Source organism: Novosphingobium kaempferiae (genome assembly GCF_021227995.1).
GTDB classification, from domain to species: domain Bacteria; phylum Pseudomonadota; class Alphaproteobacteria; order Sphingomonadales; family Sphingomonadaceae; genus Novosphingobium; species Novosphingobium kaempferiae.
The window spans coordinates 4,898,748-4,921,101 of record NZ_CP089301.1; the positions used below are offsets into that span (position 1 = coordinate 4,898,748).

Annotated in this window: 15 protein-coding genes; 9 read left to right on the forward strand and 6 right to left on the reverse strand. The window is 66.6% G+C overall.

Annotated elements, in window-relative coordinates:
• Positions 1-12: 12 nt before the first annotated feature.
• The 4 genes from LO787_RS22270 to LO787_RS22285 all read left to right on the forward strand — a co-directional run bounded on the left by LO787_RS22270 (position 13) and on the right by LO787_RS22285 (position 8,491).
• A complete protein-coding gene (locus LO787_RS22270; protein ID WP_232493163.1) occupies positions 13-2,796 on the forward strand; it encodes a TonB-dependent receptor in 2,784 nt (927 codons plus the stop codon).
• 157 nt (positions 2,797-2,953) lie between these two features.
• The gene (locus LO787_RS22275) at positions 2,954-4,774 is read left to right on the forward strand and encodes an alpha-amylase family glycosyl hydrolase (RefSeq protein ID WP_232493164.1); all 1,821 of its coding nucleotides are present in this window, start codon (positions 2,954-2,956) and stop codon (positions 4,772-4,774) included.
• Positions 4,775-4,823: 49 nt separating this feature from the next.
• On the forward strand, positions 4,824-6,443 hold the full coding sequence (locus LO787_RS22280; protein WP_232493165.1) for an alpha-amylase family glycosyl hydrolase: 1,620 nt from the start codon (positions 4,824-4,826) through the stop codon (positions 6,441-6,443).
• Positions 6,440-8,491, forward strand: coding sequence for a glycoside hydrolase family 97 protein (locus LO787_RS22285; RefSeq protein ID WP_232493166.1), 2,052 nt, complete (start codon positions 6,440-6,442; stop codon positions 8,489-8,491). The genes LO787_RS22280 and LO787_RS22285 overlap by 4 nt, the downstream gene beginning before the upstream one ends.
• A gap of 367 nt (positions 8,492-8,858) precedes the next feature.
• Here LO787_RS22285 and LO787_RS22290 read toward each other — a convergent pair whose 3' ends face one another.
• From LO787_RS22290 to LO787_RS22300, 3 genes are read right to left on the reverse strand one after another with little or no spacing between them, the layout of a single operon-like run.
• Positions 8,859-9,524, reverse strand: coding sequence for a TadE/TadG family type IV pilus assembly protein (locus LO787_RS22290; RefSeq protein WP_232493167.1), 666 nt, complete (start codon positions 9,522-9,524; stop codon positions 8,859-8,861).
• The gene (locus LO787_RS22295; RefSeq protein WP_232493168.1) at positions 9,515-10,108 is read right to left on the reverse strand and encodes a TadE/TadG family type IV pilus assembly protein; all 594 of its coding nucleotides are present in this window, start codon (positions 10,106-10,108) and stop codon (positions 9,515-9,517) included. The genes LO787_RS22290 and LO787_RS22295 overlap by 10 nt, the downstream gene beginning before the upstream one ends.
• Positions 10,105-11,901, reverse strand: a complete 1,797-nt coding sequence (locus LO787_RS22300) for a pilus assembly protein TadG-related protein (RefSeq protein ID WP_232493169.1) — start codon at positions 11,899-11,901, stop codon at positions 10,105-10,107. The genes LO787_RS22295 and LO787_RS22300 overlap by 4 nt, the downstream gene beginning before the upstream one ends.
• Before the next feature lie 309 nt (positions 11,902-12,210).
• Here LO787_RS22300 and LO787_RS22305 point away from each other — a divergent pair, with 309 nt between their 5' ends.
• A complete protein-coding gene (locus LO787_RS22305) occupies positions 12,211-14,037 on the forward strand; it encodes a response regulator (protein ID WP_232493170.1) in 1,827 nt (608 codons plus the stop codon).
• 26 nt (positions 14,038-14,063) lie between these two features.
• Complete coding sequence (locus LO787_RS22310; RefSeq protein WP_232493171.1) at positions 14,064-14,534, forward strand: low molecular weight protein-tyrosine-phosphatase; 471 nt, start codon at positions 14,064-14,066, stop codon at positions 14,532-14,534.
• A 113-nt stretch (positions 14,535-14,647) separates the two neighbouring features.
• Here the strand turns inward: LO787_RS22310 and LO787_RS22315 are convergent, their stop codons facing one another.
• Entirely contained in the window at positions 14,648-15,238 is a 591-nt protein-coding gene (locus tag LO787_RS22315; protein WP_232493172.1) for a GNAT family N-acetyltransferase, read from the reverse strand.
• Positions 15,239-15,389: 151 nt separating this feature from the next.
• Between LO787_RS22315 and purC the strand changes: the two genes are divergently transcribed.
• Complete coding sequence (purC, locus tag LO787_RS22320) at positions 15,390-16,172, forward strand: phosphoribosylaminoimidazolesuccinocarboxamide synthase (protein ID WP_232493173.1); 783 nt, start codon at positions 15,390-15,392, stop codon at positions 16,170-16,172.
• A 238-nt stretch (positions 16,173-16,410) separates the two neighbouring features.
• The gene (locus LO787_RS22325) at positions 16,411-19,242 is read left to right on the forward strand and encodes a M16 family metallopeptidase (protein ID WP_232493174.1); all 2,832 of its coding nucleotides are present in this window, start codon (positions 16,411-16,413) and stop codon (positions 19,240-19,242) included.
• Between the two features lie 32 nt (positions 19,243-19,274).
• On the opposite strand, the gene LO787_RS22330 is transcribed toward LO787_RS22325, so the two are convergent.
• Complete coding sequence (locus LO787_RS22330) at positions 19,275-20,153, reverse strand: isocitrate lyase/PEP mutase family protein (protein WP_232493175.1); 879 nt, start codon at positions 20,151-20,153, stop codon at positions 19,275-19,277.
• Between the two features lie 58 nt (positions 20,154-20,211).
• Positions 20,212-20,910, reverse strand: coding sequence for an HAD-IA family hydrolase (locus LO787_RS22335; RefSeq protein WP_232493176.1), 699 nt, complete (start codon positions 20,908-20,910; stop codon positions 20,212-20,214).
• A gap of 61 nt (positions 20,911-20,971) precedes the next feature.
• Between LO787_RS22335 and glmU the strand changes: the two genes are divergently transcribed.
• Entirely contained in the window at positions 20,972-22,351 is a 1,380-nt protein-coding gene (gene glmU, locus LO787_RS22340) for a bifunctional UDP-N-acetylglucosamine diphosphorylase/glucosamine-1-phosphate N-acetyltransferase GlmU (RefSeq protein ID WP_232493177.1), read from the forward strand.
• Positions 22,352-22,354: the final 3 nt, after the last annotated feature.

Consider the following 22,354-nt stretch of genomic DNA (forward strand, 5'->3'; position numbering starts at 1 on the left):
GGAGAGGACATCATGTCGCTTCGCAATGAGATTTCTGCCGTCGCGGGTTCGTCGCGCACGGCCATGGCTGCCGCACTTGTCGCGGCACTGCTTCCCGCTGCTGCATGGGCGCAGGACGCCGCCCCCGCAGATGACGCAGCCACCACGGAAGATACCGGCAGCATCGTCGTCACCGGCTACCGCGCGTCGCTGCTGAACGCGATCAACCAGAAGCGCAACGCCGAGCAGATCGTAGAATCGGTCTCGGCCGAAGACATCGGCAAGCTGCCCGACGCATCGATCGCGGAATCGATCGCCCGCCTGCCGGGCCTCACCTCGCAGCGCGTCAACGGTCGCTCGAACTCGATCGCCATCCGCGGCTTCGCGCCGGACTTCTCGACCACGCTGCTGAACGGCCGCGAACAGACCTCGACCGGCGACAACCGCGCCGTCGAGTATGACCAGTATCCGTCGGAAGTCGTCAGCACCGTCAACGTCTACAAGACGCCGATGGCCAGCCTCGTCGGCCAGGGCCTGTCGGGCACCGTGGACATGCGGACGATCCGTCCGCTCGACGCGGGCAAGCGCATCATCTCGTTCGGCGCGCGCGGCACTTACGCGGATCTCGGCAAGCTCAACGCCGGGTCCGACGACAAGGGCTATCGCATGACCGGCACGTATGTCGATCAGTTCGCGAACGACACCCTCGGCATCGCGCTGGGCGCCAGCTACATCGACGAGCCGTACCAGATCCAGGAATTCAACGCCTGGGGCTATGCCGACACGCCGGATGGCAACAAGGTCATCGGCGGTTCGAAGTCCTACGTCACCTCGACCAAGCTGAAGCGCCTCGGCCTCAACGGCACCCTCCAGTGGAAGCCGACGCCGAACCTGACGACGACGCTCGATGCGTTCTACTCGGACTTCAAGGACGACCAGATCAAGCGCGGCATCGAACTGCCCCTGTTCTGGGATCCGGACACCGCGTCGCTCGCCAACGGCACCGTCACCGACGGCCTCGTCACCTCGGGCACGTTCAACGGCGTCAAGAGCGTGGTCCGCAACGACCTGTTCCAGCGCCACGCCAAGCTCTACTCGTTCGGCTGGAACACCAAGTGGGAAGGCGATGACGGCTGGAAGGCCTACGCCGACGTCAGCTATTCCAAGACCGACCGCAGCGAGCTCAACATCGAGACGCTGGCCGGCACCGGCCGCAACACGATCGGTGCCCTGGACAGCGTCGACTTCGTGATGACCGGCAAGGGCGCGGTGTTCTCGCCGACGCTCAACTACGGCGACTACAACACGATCCTGCTCACCGGCCCGCAGGGCTGGGGCGGCACCCAGATCGCGCCGGACGGCACCCGCATCGTCAACGGCCAGGACGGCTACTACAACGACCGTCACATCAAGGACGAGCTGTGGCAGTACCGCGTCGAGGTCGAGCATGAGTTCGAGAGCGGCCCGCTGCACTCGTTCCAGGTCGGCTGGAACTACACCAACCGTTCCAAGACGCTGGTTCCCGAGGAATACTTCCTGGGCCTCGCCGCCAACACCGACGGCCTGACCAGCGTGATGGTGCCCGAGGAATACCGCCTCAAGGGCGAGACGCAGCTGAACTACCTCGGCCTCGGCCCGGTCATCAGCTACGATCCCGCCGCGCTGGTACGCGACGGCATCTACAACCTTGTCGCGAACCCCTACGGCGACGTGATCGTCAAGAGCTACGCCATCCGCGAGCGCCTGATGACCGCCTATGTCCAGGGCAATCTCGACGCGGACATCGGTTCGGCGCACCTGACCGGCAACTTCGGCGTGCAGGCGCAGTGGACCGACCAGAACTCGCGCGGCGCCAGCGCCGTGCTGCTCGGCACCAACCCGAACGGCTCGCCCAACGTCGGAGCCCTGCTGCGCAACACCAGCACCGACTACCTCGACGTGCTGCCCAGCGTGAACCTGTCGCTGCGCTTCCCCAGCGACACCATCATCCGCTTCGCTGCCGCGCGTGAGATCATCCGCCCGCGCCTCGACGACATGCGCGCCTCGGAGAAGTTCGACTACACGATCACCGGCGGCGTGGCGCAGGTTACCGGCGAGTCCGGCAACCCGTACCTGCGTCCCTGGCGCGCCAACGCGCTCGACCTGACGTTCGAGCAGTACTTCGGCGGCAAGGGTGTGATCGCGGCGCAGTTCTTCTGGAAGGATTTGAAGAGCTACATCTACAACCAGCAGTCGAGCGTCCCCACCGACGAGCTTTCGCTGCAGGATCCGGGCAACGGCGTCGTCCTCTCGCCGACCGCGCAGTACACCATCCCGGTGAACGGCAAGGGCGGCAAGCTCTACGGCGTCGAACTGGCCACCACGCTGCCGTTCGAGACCGTCATCCCGGCGCTCGAAGGCTTCGGCGTGACCGGCTCGGTCGCCTATACGAAGAGCAAGATCCAGGCGACGCCGGACTCGCCCACGGGTGACCTGCCGGGCTATTCGAAGTGGGTCGCCAACGGCACCGCCTACTTCGAGAAGTGGGGCTTCAACGCCCGCGGCTCGGTGCGTTATCGCTCGACGTTCCTGGGTGAAGTCTCGGGCTTCGCGGCCAACCGCGTGCGTCGCCGTGCGGCTTCGGAAACCATCGTGGACGCGCAGATCGGCTACGACTTCCAGCCGGGCAGCCCGATGGAAGGCCTCTCGCTCTACATCCAGGGCCAGAACCTGACCGACGCGCCGTTCGTCACGACCAACCCCGGCGATAGCCGCGAAATCATCGACTACCAGCGTTACGGCCGCCGCTTCCTCGCCGGCTTCACTTACAAGTTCTGAGCCCCTGTGGGGCTCGGGCTAAGTTCTGATAACTTACCCCCCGGCGTCGGGATGGAACCCTCCTCCTCCTGACCGGCGCCACACCGGCGGAACCGTGCAAGAACCCTCACTTTCACGGTTCCGCCTATCCTTTCGACGGCCATCCGGAGACAGCCCGATGAACCGCCTCATGCCTTCCCTCGCCGCCCTTGCGCTGGCCCTCTCCCACGGCGCGGCGCTTGCCGGCCCGGTGGAGGACATGCGCGCCCGCACGCCCGAGCAGGAAGTGATCTACTTCGTCCTGCCCGACCGGTTCGAGAACGGCGATCCCGCCAACGACACCGGCGGCCTTACCGGCGGCAAGCTCCAGACCGGCTTCGATCCCACCGACAAGGCGTTCTTCCACGGCGGCGACATCAAGGGCCTGACCGCGCGGCTGGACTATATCCAGGGCCTCGGCGCGAGCGCGATCTGGGTCGGGCCGATCTTCAAGAACAAGCCGGTGCAGGGGCCGAAAGGCAACGAGAGCGCGGGCTATCACGGCTACTGGATCACCGACTTCACGCAGGTCGATCCGCACTTCGGCACCAACGACGATTTCAAGGCGCTGGTCGAGGCCGCTCATGCCCGGGGCATGAAGGTCTACATGGACATCATCGTCAACCACACGGCGGACGTGATCCAGTTCAGGGAAGGCACGGCGGAGGGGTATCCCTACCGCTCCAAGGCCGACTATCCCTTCTCGACCAAGGGCGGGCTGAAGGGCGCCGCCATCAATCCCGGGTTCGCCGGTGATGCCGTCGCGACGACGGAAAACTGGGCGAAACTGACCGATCCCGCGTTCGCCTATACCCCAGTCGTGCCCAGGGCGGAGAAGGACGTCAAAGTCCCCGCCTGGCTCAACGATCCGATCTACTACCACAACCGCGGCAACACCGACTGGAAGGGCGAAAGTTCGCAGTACGGCGACTTCGTGGGCCTCGACGACCTCGCCACCGAGAACCCGCGCGTGGTCGACGGGATGATCGAGATCTACGGCAGCTGGATCGACCGCTTCGGCGTCGACGGCTTCCGCATCGACACCGCCCGTCATGTGAACGCAGAGCTGTGGCGCAAGTTCGTCCCCGCCATGCTGGAGCGTGCGAAGGCCAAGGGAATCAACAACTTCCACATCTTCGGCGAAGTCGCGACGGGCGATTACGACCCTGCCCTCCTCGCCTCGTGGACGCGCAATGCCGGGCTTCCCGGCGTCCTCGACTTCGCGTTCATGCGCGCGGTCGACGATGCGGCGGGCGGCGCGAAGGACGGCGGCACGGCAACGCTGGCGCGGCTGTTCGACGACGATGCGCTCTATGCCGGCGGCAAGGCCGGGGCGATGCAGTTGCCCACGTTCCTCGGCAACCACGACGCCGGGCGCCTGCCGATGTTTCTCAAGCTGGGTCAACCACTTGCGAGCAACGACGAACTGCTCAAGCGCTCCATGCTGGCCCATGCCATGCTGCTGACGCTGCGCGGCGTGCCGACGATCTACTATGGCGACGAGCAGGGCTTCGTCGGGCATGGCGGGGACCAGTGGTCGCGGCAGGACATGTTCGCGTCGAAGGACTTGCGCCTGACCGACGAGCCGCTGCTGGGCACGACCCGTGCGCCGAATGCAGAGCACTTCGATCCGTCACATCCGCTTTATCGTTTCATATCAGAGCTTTCCACGCTGCGCCGAAGCACCCCTGCCCTCCATTCGGGCATGACGAAGGTGCGCACCTCGTCCGAAAAGCCCGGCCTTTTCGCCGTGTCGCGCTTCGATCCGACGACCGGGCGCGAGGTCGTGCTGGCGTTCAACACGTCGACCGAGGCGGTCAGCGGCAACATCGCGGTTGAGCCCGCTTCGGGCGCATTCCAGCGGCTTGCCGGAGCGGAATGCCCCGGAAAACCGACGGTTCCCGGCTCGCTTGCGGTGAGCCTGCCGCCGCTCGGCTTCGCGGTCTGCGCCGCGCACTGAACTGAACCTAGAGATACCCAGCATGCACCGGGCCCTACCAGAGAGCGCCATGACCGAAACTTCAACAACTTCCACCGCTCCATGGTGGCGCGGCGCGGCGATCTACCAGATCTACCCGCGCAGCTTCGCCGATTCCAACGGCGACGGCATCGGCGACCTGCCCGGCATCACCGCCCGGCTCGACCATGTCGCGCGCCTCGGCGTCGAGGCGATCTGGATCTCGCCGTTCTACCAGTCGCCCATGGCGGACTTCGGCTACGACATTTCCGACTACTGCGCGATCGACCCGATGTTCGGCACGCTGGAGGATTTCGACGCGCTCGTCGTGCGCGCCAGGGAACTCGGCCTCAAGATCATCATCGATCAGGTCTATGCCCATACCTCGGACCAGCATCCGTGGTTCACGGAGAGCCGTTCCTCGCGCGGCAACGCCAAGGCGGACTGGTACGTCTGGGCCGACCCCAAGCCCGACGGTTCGCCGCCGACCAACTGGCAGTCGGTGTTCGGCGGCCCGGCGTGGCGCTGGGATGCGCGGCGCGGACAGTACTACATGCACAACTTCCTTGCCGAGCAGCCGCAGCTGAACTGCCATAACCCGCAAGTGCAGGAAGCACTGCTGGGCGTGGCGAAGTTCTGGCTGGATCGCGGCGTCTCGGGCTTCCGCATCGATGCGCTCAACCACTCGATGCACGACCCGATGCTGCGCAACAATCCGCCAGCGCCCGATACCGGAAAGGTGCGCACGCGGCCCTATGATTTCCAGCTTCAGGTCTACAACCAGTCGCACCCGGACATCATCACGTTCATCGAGCGGTTGCAGGCGCTGATCGCCAGCTACCCCGACACCTATTCGCTGGCAGAAGTGGGCGGCGCCCGCGCGAGCGAGGAGATGAAGACCTTTACGCAAGGCGACCAGCGCCTGAACAGCGCCTACGGCTTCGACTTCCTCTATGCCGACAACCTGACGCCCCGGCACATCGCCGCCGCGCAGGACTTCTGGCCCGAGGAAGACGGCGCCGGCTGGCCGAGCTGGGCCTTCGAGAACCACGACGCGCCCCGCGCGCTCTCGCGCTGGAGCACGCCCGACCAGATGGACGCCTTCGCGCGGATGAAGGCGATGGTGCTGCTGTCCTTGCGTGGCAATCCGATCCTGTTCCAGGGCGAGGAACTGGGCCTGCTGCAGGACGAGATTCCGTTCGAGCTGCTGCAGGATCCCGAGGCCATCGCCAACTGGCCGCTCACCCTCTCGCGCGACGGCGTGCGCACGCCGCTGCCGTGGCTGGCGCAGAGCGAGCACGGCGGGTTCACCTCGTCCGCCCCATGGCTGCCGATGAGCGAGCAGAACCTGTCGCGCGCGGTGGACCGGCAGGAGGCCGATCCGGCATCGTTGCTCAACCTGACGCGCCATCTGCTGGGCTTGCGCGCCGCCGACACCGCGCTGCGTCGCGGTTCGTGCGACGTGCTTTTCGCGGACGAGACGCGCCTCGTGCTGCGCCGCAAGGCCGATGGCCGCAGCGTGCTGTGCGTCTTCAACATGAGCGCCGATACTGCAGCATGGCCCGCAGCAATTCCAACCGAAGGCCGCGTCCTCGCTGCCGTGAACAACACTGAAGCCGGTGCCCTGCCCGCATGGGGCGGCATCTGGATCATCGAAGGAGAAACGGCATGAAGCCGCTCGCCCTGCTGGCAACTGCTGGCATCGTCATCGCCGCCCCTGCATATGCGCAGGAGACCGCCCCCGCCGTCACCGCCGCATCGCCCGATGGCTCGATCGTGCTGACCGTCACCACCGACGGCGACCGCCGTCCCACATGGTCGGTCACGCGCAAGGGCAAGCTGCTGATCGCGCCGAGCAAACTGGGCTTCATCCTGACCGATGGCCTGAACATGACGCGCGGCTTCGCGATCACCGGCAACGACACCGCCAAGGGCGAAGACACCTGGGAACAGCCCTGGGGCGAGCGCCGCTTCGTGAAGGACAAGTACAACCAGGTCACGGTGCGCTTCAGGCAGGCGGACAATCAGGGCGCGCGCCTGATGAACGTGACCTTCCGCCTGTTCGATAACGGCCTCGGCTTCCGCTACGAACTGCCCGAGCAGCCCGGCCTCAAGACGATGAACATCGCCGACGAGACGACCGAGTTCGACATCGTGCCCAAGGGCACCGCATGGTGGATCCCGGGCGGCGAGTGGAACCGCTACGAGCAGGTCTACCAGCAGACCCCGATCGATGCCGTTTCCACCGCGCACACGCCGATCACCATGAAGCTGGAGGACGGCACCCACCTGTCCTTTCACGAAGCGGCGCTGGTCGATTACGCGGGCTACTGGTTCAAGCGCGCCGAGGGCCAGAAATTCCGCACCACGCTCTCGCCCTCCTCGCGCGGCGCCCGCGTCGTGCGTGAACTGCCGTTCGCGACGCCGTGGCGCACCGTGCGCATCGCCGACGATGCGGCGGGCCTCGTCGACAACGACCTCGAACTGAACCTCAACGAGCCGAACAAGCTGGGCGATGTCAGCTGGGTGAAGCCGGGCCGCTACATCGGCATCTGGTGGGGCATGATCCGCAACGACTGGAGCTGGGCGGAAGGTCCGCAGCACGGCGCCACCACCGCGCGCACGATGCAGTACATAGACTATGCCGCGAAGCACAAGTTCCGCGGCGTGCTGGTCGAAGGCTGGAACAAGGGCTGGAACGGCGACTGGTTCGGCCACGGCGACGAGTTCAGCTTCACGCAGGCGACGCCGGACTTCGATATTAACGCGATCACGAAGTACGCCGCTAAGAAGGGCGTGAAGCTGATCGGCCACCACGAGACCGGCGGCAACATCGCGAACTACGAAGCGAACATGGACGCGGGCTTCGCGCTCTACCAGAAGCTGGGCGTGGACACGGTGAAGACCGGCTACGTCGCCGACCACGGCGGCATCATCGCCAACACCGACCATCCCGGCGGCCCGGTCGGCCCGATCCGCATGGAATGGCACGACGGTCAGCGCATGGTCGAGCATCACCTCGCCGTCGTCGAGAACGCCGCGAAGCACCACGTCGCCATCGACGCGCATGAGCCGGTGAAGGACACGGGCCTGCGCCGCACCTACCCCAACTGGGTCTCGCGCGAAGGCGCGCGCGGCATGGAGTACAACGCCTGGGGCCAGTTCGCGAACGGACCCGAGCATGAGCCGACGCTGGTCTATACCCGCATGCTGTCCGGCCCGATGGACTTCACGCCGGGCGTCCTCAGCCTCGAAGGCGCGAAGGGCGCGCTGGCATCGACGCTGGCGAAGCAGCTCGGCCTTTACCTGGCGATCTACTCGCCGATCCAGATGGCGGCGGACTTCATCGAGCAGCTCGACAAGTACCCGCGCGAGATGAACTTCATCGAGTCGGTTCCCACCGACTGGGCGGAAAGCCACCTGATCGCGGGCGAAGTGGGCGACTATGCGATCTTCGCGCGCAAGGACCGCAATTCGCAGCGCTGGTTCGTCGGCGGCGTCAACGACGCGACGGCGCGCACCGTGACGCTGAAGTTCGACTTCCTCGAAGCGGGCAAGACCTACAAGGCCAGCGTCTGGAAGGACGGCGAAGGCGCGACCTACGAAACCGAAGCGCGTCACCGGATCGCTTACGACACGCGCACGGTGAAGAAGGGTGATACCCTCGACGTGTGGCTGGCGCCGGGCGGCGGCACCGCGATCCGATTGGAGCCGCGCTGATTTGTCGCGTCGTCCCGGGCTAGACCCGGGACCGCTGGCGGTCTTTCGGTGGGTGCTATCGGCGAGACAGCTTGCCGGGAGTGCTCGCCAAGGACGTTCGTCGCGATCAAAATCATTCCCGTCATTCCCGCGAAGGCGGGAACCCATCTCCTGCCGGTGCCTGTCGCACGGGCATCAGTTGGGTCCCCGCCTTCGCGGGATGACGAACAGGGTAAGGTGCAGCTAGCGGCACCTAATCCCCTGCCTTCGAATGGCATCCCCTCTCGTCATTGCGAGCGTAGCGAAGCAATCCAGCGTCGAGGGCCGACCGTGGATTGCTTCGCTACGCTCGCAATGACGAAGATTGGGGCAGGCCCCGAATCCATCCTCAGTTGCAGCTCGCCTTGGTCGTCGCCGTCGCGTCCGAGATGCCGTTGCCCGAACTGGCTCCCAGCGTGCGGTCGTCGCGGATGATGAAGGCCGCCTCGCGACGGAAGTTGGGCTGGCCGACGAACCAGCTGCCGAACAGCGGCTGATAGGTGTAGTTCACCTCCACATACATCACGGCGGAGCCCTGTACGGCTGCGATTGCCGGATCGCCCATGCCCGTGATCGTCGTCCCGGTCAGCCCCTTGCCTGCCGCACCGTAGCGCGACACGACCTTGAGATTGCCCCGGCAGCGCTGCCAGTGGATGAACTGGCGGCCGGTGGCGGAATCGCGTTCGAGGCTCGACAGGATGATCCGCCCGTTCGACTCGAAGTTGAAGTACGATCCCTGCAGCAGCCCGCCCGACATCACCGCATTGACGTCGGCCTCCTTGACCGTGGGCGTCACCGCGCTGTTGTCGGTCTGGCCGAGGCGGGATGCGTTGTCGGCCACCGAGGAGGCGATCTGGCCGACCTGCATGTTGATCATCGCCATCCACGCCAGCTCGGTGCCGTAGAAGCCCAGCGTGATGAGGATCGGCAGGACCAGCGCGAACTCCATGAAGGAGACCCCGCGCTGGTCGCGACGCAGCCGCCGCGCGAAACGGGCGAGCCGCATCACGAGCATGTCCCCGCCGCCGCGCCGTACTTCTCCTGAAGCGCGTAAGGCTGGTTCTTGCGCACCGCGCTGGCGGTCAGCGTGCGCTGCGCGGTCGAGTTGCCGACGTAGGGTACGATGAACACCGGCTTATAGATCACGGTCGCGGTGTAGAGCACGACGTCGTTGGCCCCGCCGTTGTCGCTGGTGCCGACATCCGCGTCCCACTTCCCGTTCTTGTTCTCGTCCGTGTAGGTCTCGCCCTTGTCGCAGGTGCCGTTGGTGTTCTTGTCGTTCCACGCCTCGGCGCGCTTGATGTCGGCGAAGTCGTAGTAGCTCATGCGCTTGAACGTCACCGTGGCGTCGGGCGCGATGCGCTTGACCATGCCGGTGACGTAGGCGTCGGCGTTGGCGTTGTCCGCGCCCTCCAGCCCGTCGCCGCGCGCCGCCTCCTGCACCGCGCCGTGAAGCACGGCGGTGAGATAGGCGGTGTGCGCCATGTCGTAGATGCCGATGAGCAGGAGCAGCAGCACCGGCGCGGCGACGGCGAACTCGATCACCGCCGAGCCGCGCGCATCGCTCCGCAGGCCACGGATGCGGTCCGTGACCGTCACTGCACGACCCTCAGCTCGCCCACCTGCTTGGCGATCTCCTGGAATGCCGAGTTGAGCTCGCCCGAGCTGGTCGCAGTGAAGGAGCTGTCGTCGGAAGCGCAAGTCTGCAGGTCGCTGCTGAGGCCGGAGGTGAACGCGATCACCCAGACGCGGATGCCCTTGTCCTTGATCGCTTCACACACCGCGAGGAAGCGCGATGTATGGCGCGACGCGTCGTTGGAATAGCCGTCGCTGGTCACGCGGCGGTCCCAGTACTCCATGCCCCACGCCTGCGGGATCTGGTAGCTGGGCTCCATCTGGCCGTCGGTCATGAAGATGATGTGCCGCGAAACCTCGCCGCCGTTCTGCGGATCGTCGTTGACAAGCGACTGCCACATCCCCTGCGGCGACATCATGCGCCCGCCCCAGATCATGCCGATGTCGAGGTAGGTGCCGCCCACCGCCTGCAGCGAGTCCGCATAGTTGTTGAACGCCGTCTGCGTCATCGTCGAGAGCAGGCGCGCCTGCACCGGGCAGTAGCTGCCGCCGTCACCGCCGTAAGTGGTGGTCGCGGTGGTGTAGTTACCGCTGCTGTTCCAGCGGCGGAAAGACACGTCCGGCCAGAGCGGCGCCCATTTGGTGTTGTTGTCGTTCACGTCCGGATAGCCGTCCAGATCGAGGTCCAGTGCAGCCTTCGGCGTGATGCCGGTGGCCGACGAATAGCTGAAGCTCGCCTGCGCGACGGTGCCGCGCTCCTGGATGCAGCCGCCCCAGGTCGAGGATTCGTTGGCGCCGTAGGCAGCAGTCGGCGTGTTGACCGCGTTGAACTTCTTGAAGTTGCTCGTGTCGTAGGTGATCTGGCGATAGCGCATCATGTAAGGCCGCGTGATCCAGCGCCAGTAGACGTAGTACTTGTTATCGCTCGCCTGGCGGCACTGGTATTCCTTCTTCGTCTGGACCTTGGTCGCGCCCGATCCGCTGTCGGTGAACGCGGTGTCCGCCGGAAGGTCGGGCGTGCAGTTGCTCTTGCTGCTGTAGCTCTTGACCGGGGTGTTCTGGTTCCAGACGCCGTTGGTGTCGTTGTCGCCGGAATCGTCGGGCTCGTAGATGCGCGACTGATAGGGATAGCTGTCGACGATGTAGCGGGAGTCGAGGCCGTTCAGCAGCCGCCCGACATTCACCGTCGAGCTGAACGGCACGAAGCCGTAGCGCACGCGCGCATTGCTGGCGGCGGTGGCGTTGTAGATCGTCGTGTAGAAGTTCTTCATCGCCTCGCGCAGCGCCTGGATGCGGGTCTGCGTGCCCGACAGCTTCGAGTCCATCGAACCGGTGGTGTCGAGCACCATCATGACGTCGGCATTGCCCACGCCCATCGAGCTGCTGCAGGTCACGCTGATCGGGAAGTTGTCCTTGCCGAACACGCGCATGAGCAGCGTGTCGAGGATCGTCGTCGCGGTGGCCGTCACCGTCTGGCCGTCGTCGGGCGAGGTGACCGTGAAGCTGGTCGAGCGGGTGCTCTGCGTGTTGTCGTTGAAGTTCGCTGCGAAGTAGGCCTTCGCCGCATCCTTCGATGCCTGATCGAAGCCCGCCGTCGTCACCGTGCGGCGTCCCGCCAGCACAGCGGAATCGCAGGCCGACTGGATCTGCTGGCGCGCCAGGTAATTGCGGCTGATATCCACGGCCGAGCCCACCACGACGACGGCGACCAGCACGCCCATCGCGGCGATGGGCAGGATGTTGCCCGCCGCGTCACGCGCGACGCCCTGCACGACGTTTCGTGAGAACTTGGCGATCTTTTGACATGCTTTACGCATCGTAAACCAGGCTCGCTGTTGGAATTGCCCCGATAATCCCCTGCCGATACCAGCAATGTCTTAAGGAAGTTTTGGCGTCGTTCTCGTGATCGCAATCGATATGATCGACGCGCCATGCATCTTTTTGAAGAAACCTCGGGAACTGCCCGTATTTCCGTGCGTTGACCGACCCGATCCGGGATTTACGCGCGCAAGGGGGAGCGTTCCGGTCGTATCAACGCACCCCCCGAGGCGAATGAATGACGACCGCGCGTCCCGGGCAGAGCAGGCACTCCGTTTACCCTGAATCCGATACCCGGCAGACCTTCCTTGCCGCATAGGCCGATCCGCATCCTCGCGGTGGACGACATCCGCGAGAATCTCGTCGCCCTCGAAGCCGCGCTGGATCAGACCGGCGTCGAACTCGTAACCGCGTCCTCGGGGTTCGAGGCGCTGGAACTGCTGCTGCGACAGGACTTCGCGCTCGCCCTGCTCGACGTGCAGATGCCGGACATGGACGGGTTCGAGCTGGCGGAACTGATGCGCGGGGCGGAGCGCACGCGCGGCGTGCCGATCATCTTCCTGACCGCCATCGCCACCGACGAACGCCGCAAGTTCCGCGGGTTCGAAGCGGGCGCGGTCGACTACCTGCTAAAGCCCATCGACATCACCGTGCTCAATTCCAAGGTCGCCGTCTTCGTCGAACTGGCCCGCCAGCGGCGTGAGATCGCCTTTCAGCGCGACGAACTCGGCGCGGCGCTCGGCCGCCTGCGCGCCCATGGCGACAACTCCCCGCTCGCCGTGCTAGAGATCGATTCGAACCTGCGCATCGTCGGCTGGTATCGCAGCGCCGAACGGACCCTCGGCTATACCGCCGCCGAAGTGCTGGGCGTGCCGCTGGCCGAAGCGCCGTTCCTGCCGCCCAACGGCGGACGCGCCGCCTTCCTTGCGGGCATGGGCGAACTGCTGCAGGGCGGTGACCGGCGCGCCATGCAGGAACACCGCTACCGCCGCGCCGACGGCGTGCTGCGCGAGGGCGAGTGGTATTGCTCATCCCTTGCGGGAACAGGGCCCATACAATCAGGGGGGCGTCCCGGCAGCGTGATGGTCGAGATGCTCGACATCACCGAGCGCCGCCGCGCCGAGGATACCCAGCGCCTGCTCATTGGCGAGCTCAACCATCGCGTGAAGAACACCCTCGCCACCGTGCAGGCCATCGCCTCGCAGGGGTTCCGCCACGCCCGCTCGCACAAGGAATTCCAGGATGCCTTCACCGGTCGCCTTCAGGCCCTGTCACGCGCGCATTCGATGCTGAGCGCGACGACGTGGGAAAGCGCGGGGCTGCGCCGCCTGATCGCCGACCACGTCGCCATCGGCGCGGTGAGCGAGGACCGCCTGCTGCTCGACGGCCCGGACGTGGACCTGCCGCCCGAACTGGCGCTGCGCTTCTCGCTGGTGTTCCACGAACTCGCCACCAACGCGCACAAGTACGGCGCGCTGTCGAACGCCTTCGGCACCGTCTCGCTGGTCTGGACCTGCATGGGCGATGTCCTCGCGATGGAATGGACCGAGCGCGGCGGGCCTGTCGTCGCCCCGCCCGAGCGGCGCGGCTTCGGCTCCACCCTGATCGAGCACAGCATGGCCGCCGACGGCGCGCGCATCGTCTCGGATTTCGCGCCCGAAGGCGTGCGCTGGTCGATGACCCTGCCGCTCTCCCCGATCGAGGCTGCACCCGTAGAGCCGAGCGTGCGGCCGCCAGCGCCCAAGCCCGCGCCCGCCGCCGCCCTGCCGCCGATGCGCATCCTCGTCGTCGAGGACGAGCCGCTCGTCGCCATGGAGATCATCGCCCAGATCGAGGACGGGGGCGGCATCGCCATCGGCCCCGCGACCTCCTGCGAACACGCGCTGGCACTGATCCGCGATGCCGATCCCGACCTCGCCCTGCTCGATGGCAACCTCAACGGAGAACGGATCGACCGCGTGGCCGACGCCCTCGCCGCGCGCGAGACGCCCTTCGCCTTCCTCAGCGGCTACGACCGCGAGCATCTGCCGCAGGACCATGCCGAGCGCCCCATGCTCAACAAGCCCTTCGTCGCAGCGGACGTGCGCGCCATGCTGCTGCAACTGGCCGAGACGGTGAGAATCCCGGTGCGCTGAGTGGCCCGTGGCGCTATCGCGATACCATGTCCCAGATCCCTTCCGTCCTGTTCGTCTGCCTCGGCAACATCTGCCGCTCACCCCTAGCGGAAGCCGCGCTGCGCCATGAGGCGAAGGCTGCCGGGCTGGACATACTCGTCGACTCGGCCGGGACCGGATCGTGGCACATCGGCAAGGGCCCGGACCCGCGCTCCTGCGACGAGGCCGCGCGCCACGGCATCGACATCCGTTCCTACCGCGCGCGTCAGGTGAGCCCGGCGGACTTCGCGCGCTTCGACCGGATCATCGCACTCGATTCGACCAATTTCGCGGACCTCAGGCGCATGGCCCCGTCCGGAGCGAAGGCGCGCCTGTCGCTGCTGCTCGATCACGTTCCGGGCATGAAGGGGCAGGACGTCGCCGATCCGTACTACGGCGGCCCCGAAGGCTTCGAGACGACTTGGCAGCAGGTCAGCGCAGCAGCGCGCAATCTGGTGGCGGAGTTAGCAACGCGCTGAAAGCGGTTAGCGCCAAACCCATAGCTCGTCATTGCGAGCGTAGCGAAGCAATCCGCGAACGGCCCACGCCGCTGGATTGCTTCGCTACGCTCGCAATGACGAAGGGATAGGCCTCACGCAAACCGCCGCAGCCAGTACTGCATAGGCTTCGCCGTATCCGCCACGTCACGGTGATCCTTCCACGCCAGCTGCGTGACGACCCCCTCCACCGGCGCATAACCGCGCTTCGTCCAGAAGCCGTCGAGCGGTACGTAGTCCGCCGGATGATCCGGGTGCTCCCGAGCCCGGATCACCGCCGCGAAAGTCGCCGCATCCGCCCCGCACCGCCGTGCCTGCGCTTCGCGATGATCGAAGAAGGCATGGCCGATCCCCTGTCCCCGGTACTCAGCCAGCAGTACGGATTCGCCGAAGTAGAACAGCCTGTCCACGTCCAGCCCCCGCGCCTCGAACGGCGCGCGGAACTCCGCCTTCTGCGCCGCCATGGGCGATGCGGTGGCCGCGCCGACGATGCGATCCCCGTCCCGCGCTGCCACCAGCACCGCATCGGGCGCCTCGACGAACTCGCGCAGGTAGTCCTCCTCGTACACAGGATCGCCATCGTAGAGGTAAGGCCATGTGGCGAAGACGGTCATCCGCAGCCGCGCAAGGTCGGCCACGGCGGCTAGCACCTGTTCCCCGGTCATGACCTCGATAGTGACGGACATCGGGCCGATTCCTCCTCCACCGCCGCCTAGCACGAGGCCGCCGCTCGCGCAGTTTGCTTTTGACCCCGCTTGCACTATATGCCCGCTCGAATGCCCCGGCCTTCCCGAAGCGCCGGGGCTTGCTCTTTTGACCGTTTCAAGGACCACGCGCATGTCCCGTCGCCGCCAGATCTACGAAGGCAAGGCCAAGATCCTCTACGAGGGCCCCGAGCCCGGCACGCTGATCCAGTACTTCAAGGACGATGCCACCGCCTTCAACGCGCAGAAGAAGGGCACCATCCAGGGCAAGGGCGTCATCAACAACCGCATCAGCGAGTATGTGTTCACGCGCCTGAACCACATCGGCGTGCCCAACCACTTCATCCGCCGCCTCAACATGCGCGAGCAACTGGTCCGCCAGGTCGAGATCATCCCGATCGAGGTCGTGGTACGCAACGTGGCCGCCGGTTCCATCTCCAAGCGCCTCGGCATCCCCGAGGGCGAGATGCTGCCGCACACCCTGATCGAGTACTACTTCAAGGACGACGCGCTGGGCGATCCGCTCGTCGCCGAAGAGCACATCGCCTGCTTCGGCTGGGCCAACCATGACGAGATGCAGGACATCGCCGCGATGGCGATCCGCGTGAACGACTTCATGGCCGGCATGTTCGCCGCGATCAACATCCGCCTCGTCGACTTCAAGCTCGAATTCGGCCGCATCTGGGACGGCGACTTCAGCCGCGTCATCCTCGCGGACGAGATCAGCCCCGACGGCTGCCGCCTGTGGGACATGACCACCGGCGAAAAGCTCGACAAGGACCGCTTCCGCCGCGACCTCGGCGGTGAAGAGGAAGCGTACCAGGAAGTCGCCCGCCGCCTCGGCCTGTTGCAGGACGACAACGGCCCGAGCGAAGTGCTGGACCTCACCAAGCACCGCAAGCTGCGCGGCAAGTAAGCCTCGCAAGCCACGGCATTCGAAAAGGCGGCGCTCGCAAGGGTGCCGCCTTTTTGATTCCTAATTCCTCCCCGAGCTTGTCTCGGGGAGGTGGCAGCCCGTCAGGGCTGACGGAGGGGGAATGCGTGGCCTCTCCCCCTCCACCACTCGCTGCGCGGGCGGTCCCCCTCCCCGAGACAAGCTCGGGGAGGAACATGCGCCTTGCCTTCCCCCGCCCACCTTGGCACTCCTTGCCGCGATGAGAGGTTCCCTGATCGCCCTCGTCCTCGTGCTGGCGCCCCTGCCGCTGGCCGCGAAGGACAAGGCCCCCGCTTCCGACACCACCTGGGCCTTCGAGCGCAGCGACATTCCCGTCGATCCCGACTTCCGCTTCGGTCGCCTCGACAACGGCATGCGCTACGTCATCCGCCGCAACGCCACGCCCGCCGGGACCGCGATGGTGCGCATGGACGTGGAGGCGGGCTCGCTCGACGAGTCGCCCGCCGAGCAGGGCTTCGCGCATTTCCTCGAACACATGGCCTTCAACGGATCGGCGCGCGTGCCCGAGGGGCAGATGATCCCGCTGCTGGAGCGCGAGGGGCTGGCCTTCGGGGCCGACACCAATGCCTCCACCAGCTTCGACCGCACGCTCTACAAGCTGGACCTGCCGCGCAACGACGCCGGGCTGATCGACACCGCGCTGATGCTGATGCGCGAGACGGCCAGCAACCTCACGATATCGCAGGAAGCGGTGGACCGGGAGCGCGGCGTCGTCCTTGCCGAGATGCGCGACCGCAATTCGTGGTCGCTGCGCAACGCCATCGACGCAACGAAGTTCTTCTACCCCAAGTCGCTCTACGCGCAGCGCTTCCCCATCGGCACGACCGAGACTCTGAACACCGCGACGGCAGCCTCCCTGCGCGCTTTCTACGAGCGTGAATACGTGCCTGCGCACGTCACGCTGGTCGTCGTCGGCGACTTCGACGTTTCTGCGGTGGAAGCGGGCATCACCCGCCACTTCAACGATTGGGCGCCCAAGTCCGCCGAGCGCCAGCCCTCCCCCGGCCCCATCGCCGCCAGGGACAAGGCACGCACCGGGGCCTACGTCGACCCCGCCCTGTCGGAGCGCGTCACCGTGCAGCGCAACGGCAAATGGCTGGACGAGCCCGACTCCATCGCCCAGCGCCGCGAGACGCTGCTGCGCTCGATCGGCTACGACATCGTCAACCGCCGCCTCCAGCGCCTTGCCCGCAGTGCCGAGCCGCCGTTCCGGGGCGCAGGATTCGGCACGGGCGACGTGTTCGAGGCGGGCCGCTCGACCCGGATCATCATCGACACAGTGGACGGCAAGTGGCGCGCCGGACTCGATGCTGCAGGCCGCGAGTACCGCCGCGCGCTGGCTTACGGCTTCTCCGCCGCCGAAGTCGCCGAGCAGGTGGCGCAGGTCCGCACCGGCATCGTCAACGCAGCCGCCGCCGCCGCGACGCGCAGCAACGCCATGCTGACGCAGCTCGCGCTCTCGCTGGTGGACGACAAGATGGTGCCCTCCACGCCGCAGTCCGCGAAGGAGCGGTTCGAGGGTTTTGCGCCGCAGATCACGCCCGAGGCCGTGCTCGCCGCCATGAAGCGCGAGGCGCTGGCGCTCGACGCCCCGCTGATCCGCTTTCAGGGCCGCAAGGCGCCCGAAGGCGGCGAAGCCGCATTGCGGGAAGCGTGGCGCGAGGTCATGCGCGCGCCCATCGACCGCGAAGCCGCGACCGCCAGCGCCGCCTTCGCCTATACCGACTTCGGCCCCGCCGGGCAGGTCGTCGGCGACACCCGCCGCGCCGATCTCGGCATCCGCGAGGTGCGTTTCGCCAACGGCGTGATGCTGAACCTGCGTAAGACCGATCTGGAGCAGGACCGCGTGCGCGTCGGCCTCGCCATCGACGGCGGCGACCGGCTCAACACGCGCGAAAACCCGCATGCGACGCAGCTGGTGGCGAACCTCGACGACGGCGGCCTCGGCAAGCACAGCCGCGACGAGTTGGACACCATCCTTGCCGGACGCAGCGTCGGCCTTGGCCTGTCGAGCGGCGCGGCCAGTTTCGATTCGCGTCTGACCACGACGCCGCGCGATCTCGAGATCCAGCTCCAGCTGCTTGCCGCGCTCATCACCGACCCCGGCTATCGGCCCGAGGGCGAGGTGCGCTACCGGCAGGCCATCAACAACTACTTCGCCCAGCTGGACGCCACGCCCGCATCGGCGCTGGAGGCGCGTCTGGGCAGTATCGTCAGCAATGGCGACCCCCGCTTCAGCCTTGGCGACGTGGAGGATTACCGCCACCTCTCCTACGCCAAGCTCAAGGCCGACATCGGCGAACGGCTGGCGAAGGGTGCGCTCGAAATCTCGCTGGTGGGCGATATCGACGAGGATGCCGCCATCGCACTCGTCGCGAAGACCTTCGGCACCCTGCCCGCCCGCGATGCCGCGTTCCGCACCGAGCAGCCGCAGCCGCCGCGGCTGTTCTCGACCGACCGTTCCGCGCAGGTGGTGCGCCATACCGGTGCCGCCGATCAGGCGCTGCTGCGGATCGTCTGGCCCACGCGCGACGATACCGATCCGGTCGAGGCGCTGGAACTGGAACTGCTGGAGCGCGTCATGCGCGTCGAGCTGACCGACCAGCTGCGCGAGGCGCTCGGCAAGGCTTATTCCCCCTCGGCGTCGAGTTTCCTGTCGCACGAGTGGAAGGGCTACGGCACCTTCTCGGTCAATGCCTCCGTCGATGTGGCGGAAGTGCCCGCCACCCGCGCGGCGATTCGCACCGTGGTGCAGGAACTGCGCGCCGCGCCCGTCAGCGAGGACATCCTGCGCCGCGCCCGCCAGCCGCTCGTCGAGGGGCTCCAGAACGCGCTCAAGAGCAATGCGGGCTGGATGGCCCTCGTCGCTCGCGCCCAGTCGGAGCCCGAGCGGATAGACCGCTTCGAGAAGGCGCGCGACCGGCTGCTGGCTCTCACCCCGGCGGACGTGCAGGCGATGGCCCAACGCTACCTTGCGCCCGAGGCGGGACTTGAGGTGCTGGCGCTGCCGAAGGGTGTGGAAGGGAAGTAGTCGTCGTCCCGGACTTGATCCGGGACGACGTATCAGCGCGCGTGGTTCGGCCGCACCGGCTTGCCGGTCCGCTCCGCCCAATCCACGATCAGGTCATCGTAAAGCGCCTGGTCGATCAGGTCGTACTTCTCCGGGAAATTCCGGAACGCATCCATCGCGCTCGCCACAGAGCCGGTCTCCATCAGCTCGCGCGCCATCTTCAGGTGGTTCACCGCTGCCGAGACCCAGCCCCATCCGGTCGAGAGCGTGAAGCGCGTATCCGGCAGGTTGAAGCCCAGCGTGCAGACCGGAATGGGCATATGCGGGATCACCTCGGCCTGCTGTTCCGGCGGGGCGCTGGCGAATACGACCGCGTCCGCCCCCGCCTCGGCATAGGCCCGGCCGCGCCGGATGGCTTCCTCCACCGAGCCGGTGCCGCCGCCGCCGTTGGCGCTGGTGTAAAGTTCGTCGCAGCGCGCGATGATGACGAGGCCGCTGTCACCGCGTGCCTTCACGCCCGCCTCGATGCGCAGCTGCATCTCCTCGATCGAACACAGGCCGTTGACGTGCTTGGAATGCTTGGGGTTCACCTCGTCCTCGACGTGGTAGCCCGCGATGCCTGCAGCGACGTACATCTTCGTGAAGCGATAGGCGTCGGCCACTGTCTCGCCCAGCGTGTCGGCATCGGCGATGAGCGGGATATCCATGGCCTGCGCGATGCGGCCCGCCTGCTCGATCTGCTCGATCTGGCTGAAGATGCCGTTGTCGGGCACGGCGTAGTGGAAGGCCGAGCAGGCATGGCCGCCAAGGTAGGCCGCCTTGAAGCCGACATGCTGGACGATCCGACCGGTCAGCGCGCTGTAGGCCTCAGCGGCGACGAAATGCTCGCCGTTCTCGATCAGCGCGCGCAGCTTCTCACCCGGTGTCGGCATCGTCACGTCTCCCTCTTTTCAGGAGGGCTCGCACGAGGCGGTTACGGGGGCAAGCGGCTCAGGCGGTTATCGGCTGGGCGTTGCCGATCCGCTCCAGCACGGGAACAAGCTGGTCGAAGTGGTCGATCACCGCCGCCGCGCCGAGTTCAACTACGGGCAGGTCGTTGAACCCGAAGCTGACGGCGATGCACGGCAGGTCCGCCGCTGCCGCCGCGCGCGTGTCGTAGGTGGTGTCGCCCACATAGGCCGCCCTGCCCTCGATGCCCGCCCGCTCCAGCATGAGATGCAGCAGGTCCGGGCGCGGCTTCGCGCGGCCGGGGCCGAGGGTGTCGCCGCCGATGACGGTGTAGAACCGCTCGGTCAGGCCGAGTTCGCCGAAGATCTTTCTGGCGAACCGCTCCAGCTTGTTGGTGACGACGGCGATCTTCACGCCGCGCGCGGCCAGTTCGTCCAGCATCGCCGCGCCGCCGGGATAGAGCCGCGTCTCCATCGCAATGTTCGCCTCGTAGAAGGCGAGCAGCGCGTCGTGCAGCTCCTCGAACCGCGCATCCTCCACTGCGCCGCCGGTCGCCAGCAGCGCATTCGCCAGCATCTTGCGCGCGCCGCCGCCCACGAAGCCGCGCACTTCCTCGCGCGGGACGGGCCTGCGCCCTTCCAGTTCGAGCGCGTGGTTCACCGCATGGCCAAGGTCGCCGAGGCTGTCGAGCAGGGTTCCGTCGAGGTCGAAACCGACGATCTGAAAGGGAAAGCTGGTCATTGCGCAAAGCAGTGGCCGCTCGGGATGGAAACCGCAACAATTTGCTGGCAGGAGAGCACCCATGACTTCTGCCAGTGCCCCCCTCGCCGCTCCTCTCGCAATCGTCGTCCTCGCCGCCGGCAAGGGCACCCGCATGAAGAGCGACCTGCACAAGGTGCTCCACCCGATCGCGGGCCGCCCGATGCTCGAACACCTGCTGGCAAGCGCCGCCGAGCTGGCGCCGCAGCGGCAGGTCGTCGTCGCGGGGCACGGTCGCGAGCAGCTGGAGAAGGCATTGGGTGCGCGGGCGACGATCGCCGTGCAGGAACCGCAGCTGGGCACCGGGCATGCGGTGCAGCAGGCGCAGGACGCGCTGGCGGGCTTCGACGGTGACGTGCTGATCCTCTACGGCGACGTGCCCTTCGTCAGCCCCGAGACGATGCGCGCCATGATTGCGCGGCTCCATGCAGAGGATGCCCCCGCCGTGGTCGTGCTCGGCTTCGAGCCCGCCGATCCACTGCAGTACGGCCGCGTCCTTGCCCACGACGACGGGCGCATCGCGATGATGGTGGAGTACAAGGACGCGACCGAGGAACAGCGCGCCTGCCGCCTGTGCAATTCGGGGCTGATGGCGGTGAAGTCCGCCGACCTGTTCGACCTCCTTGCCAAAGTCGGTAACGAGAACGCGCAGGGCGAATACTACCTCGTCGACATCGTCAATATCGCCACGCTGGAAGGCTGTGCCTGCGCCGTCATCGTCACCGCCGATGCGGACGAAGTGGGCGGCATCAACAGCCGGGGCGAACTCGCCGAAGCGGAAGGCCGCTGGCAGGCGAAGCGCCGCGTGCAGGCCATGGTCGACGGCGTGACCCTGATCGCGCCGGAGACGGTGTTCTTCGCCTGGGATACGCAACTGGGCCGTGACGTCACCATCGAGCCCAACGTCGTGTTCGGCCCCGGCGTGACAGTGGCCGACAACGTGATGATCCACGCCTTCTCGCACCTCGAAGGCGCAACGCTGGAAAGCGGCGTCGCCATCGGGCCTTACGCGCGTCTGCGCCCCGGCGCGGTGCTCAAGGCCAATTCCAAGGTCGGCAACTTCGTCGAGATGAAGAAGGCCGTGCTGGGCGAAGGGGCGAAGGCCAACCACCTCAGCTACATCGGCGATGCTGTCGTCGGCGCGGGCGCGAACATCGGCGCGGGCACCATCACCTGCAACTACGACGGCTACTTCAAGCACCAGACCGTTATCGGCGAACGCGCCTTCATCGGCTCCAACAGCGCGCTGGTGGCTCCGGTGAAGATCGGCGCGGACGCCATCGTCGCGGCGGGCAGCACGGTGACGCGCGATGTGGCCGACGGCGAACTGCGCCTCGTCCGTGGGGAACAGCTGGTCAAGCCCGGCTGGGCCGACCGCTTCCACGACGCGATGAAGAAAAAGAAGGCGGAAGCGAAGGGCTGAACC

Excerpts from the sequence above, each read along its gene's own strand:
- LO787_RS22275 (WP_232493164.1), top strand. The coding sequence starts at position 2,954 with ATGAACCGCCTCATGCCTTCCCTCGCCGCCCTTGCGCTGGCCCTCTCC.
- LO787_RS22330 (WP_232493175.1), bottom strand. The coding sequence starts at position 20,153 with ATGCCGACACCGGGTGAGAAGCTGCGCGCGCTGATCGAGAACGGCGAG.
- LO787_RS22310 (WP_232493171.1), top strand. The coding sequence starts at position 14,064 with ATGTCCCAGATCCCTTCCGTCCTGTTCGTCTGCCTCGGCAACATCTGC.
- purC (WP_232493173.1), top strand. The coding sequence starts at position 15,390 with ATGTCCCGTCGCCGCCAGATCTACGAAGGCAAGGCCAAGATCCTCTAC.
- LO787_RS22290 (WP_232493167.1), bottom strand. The coding sequence starts at position 9,524 with ATGCTCGTGATGCGGCTCGCCCGTTTCGCGCGGCGGCTGCGTCGCGAC.
- LO787_RS22270 (WP_232493163.1), top strand. The coding sequence starts at position 13 with ATGTCGCTTCGCAATGAGATTTCTGCCGTCGCGGGTTCGTCGCGCACG.
- LO787_RS22325 (WP_232493174.1), top strand. The coding sequence starts at position 16,411 with ATGAGAGGTTCCCTGATCGCCCTCGTCCTCGTGCTGGCGCCCCTGCCG.
- LO787_RS22285 (WP_232493166.1), top strand. The coding sequence starts at position 6,440 with ATGAAGCCGCTCGCCCTGCTGGCAACTGCTGGCATCGTCATCGCCGCC.
- LO787_RS22335 (WP_232493176.1), bottom strand. The coding sequence starts at position 20,910 with ATGACCAGCTTTCCCTTTCAGATCGTCGGTTTCGACCTCGACGGAACC.
- LO787_RS22300 (WP_232493169.1), bottom strand. The coding sequence starts at position 11,901 with ATGCGTAAAGCATGTCAAAAGATCGCCAAGTTCTCACGAAACGTCGTG.
- LO787_RS22280 (WP_232493165.1), top strand. The coding sequence starts at position 4,824 with ATGACCGAAACTTCAACAACTTCCACCGCTCCATGGTGGCGCGGCGCG.
- glmU (WP_232493177.1), top strand. The coding sequence starts at position 20,972 with ATGACTTCTGCCAGTGCCCCCCTCGCCGCTCCTCTCGCAATCGTCGTC.
- LO787_RS22315 (WP_232493172.1), bottom strand. The coding sequence starts at position 15,238 with ATGTCCGTCACTATCGAGGTCATGACCGGGGAACAGGTGCTAGCCGCC.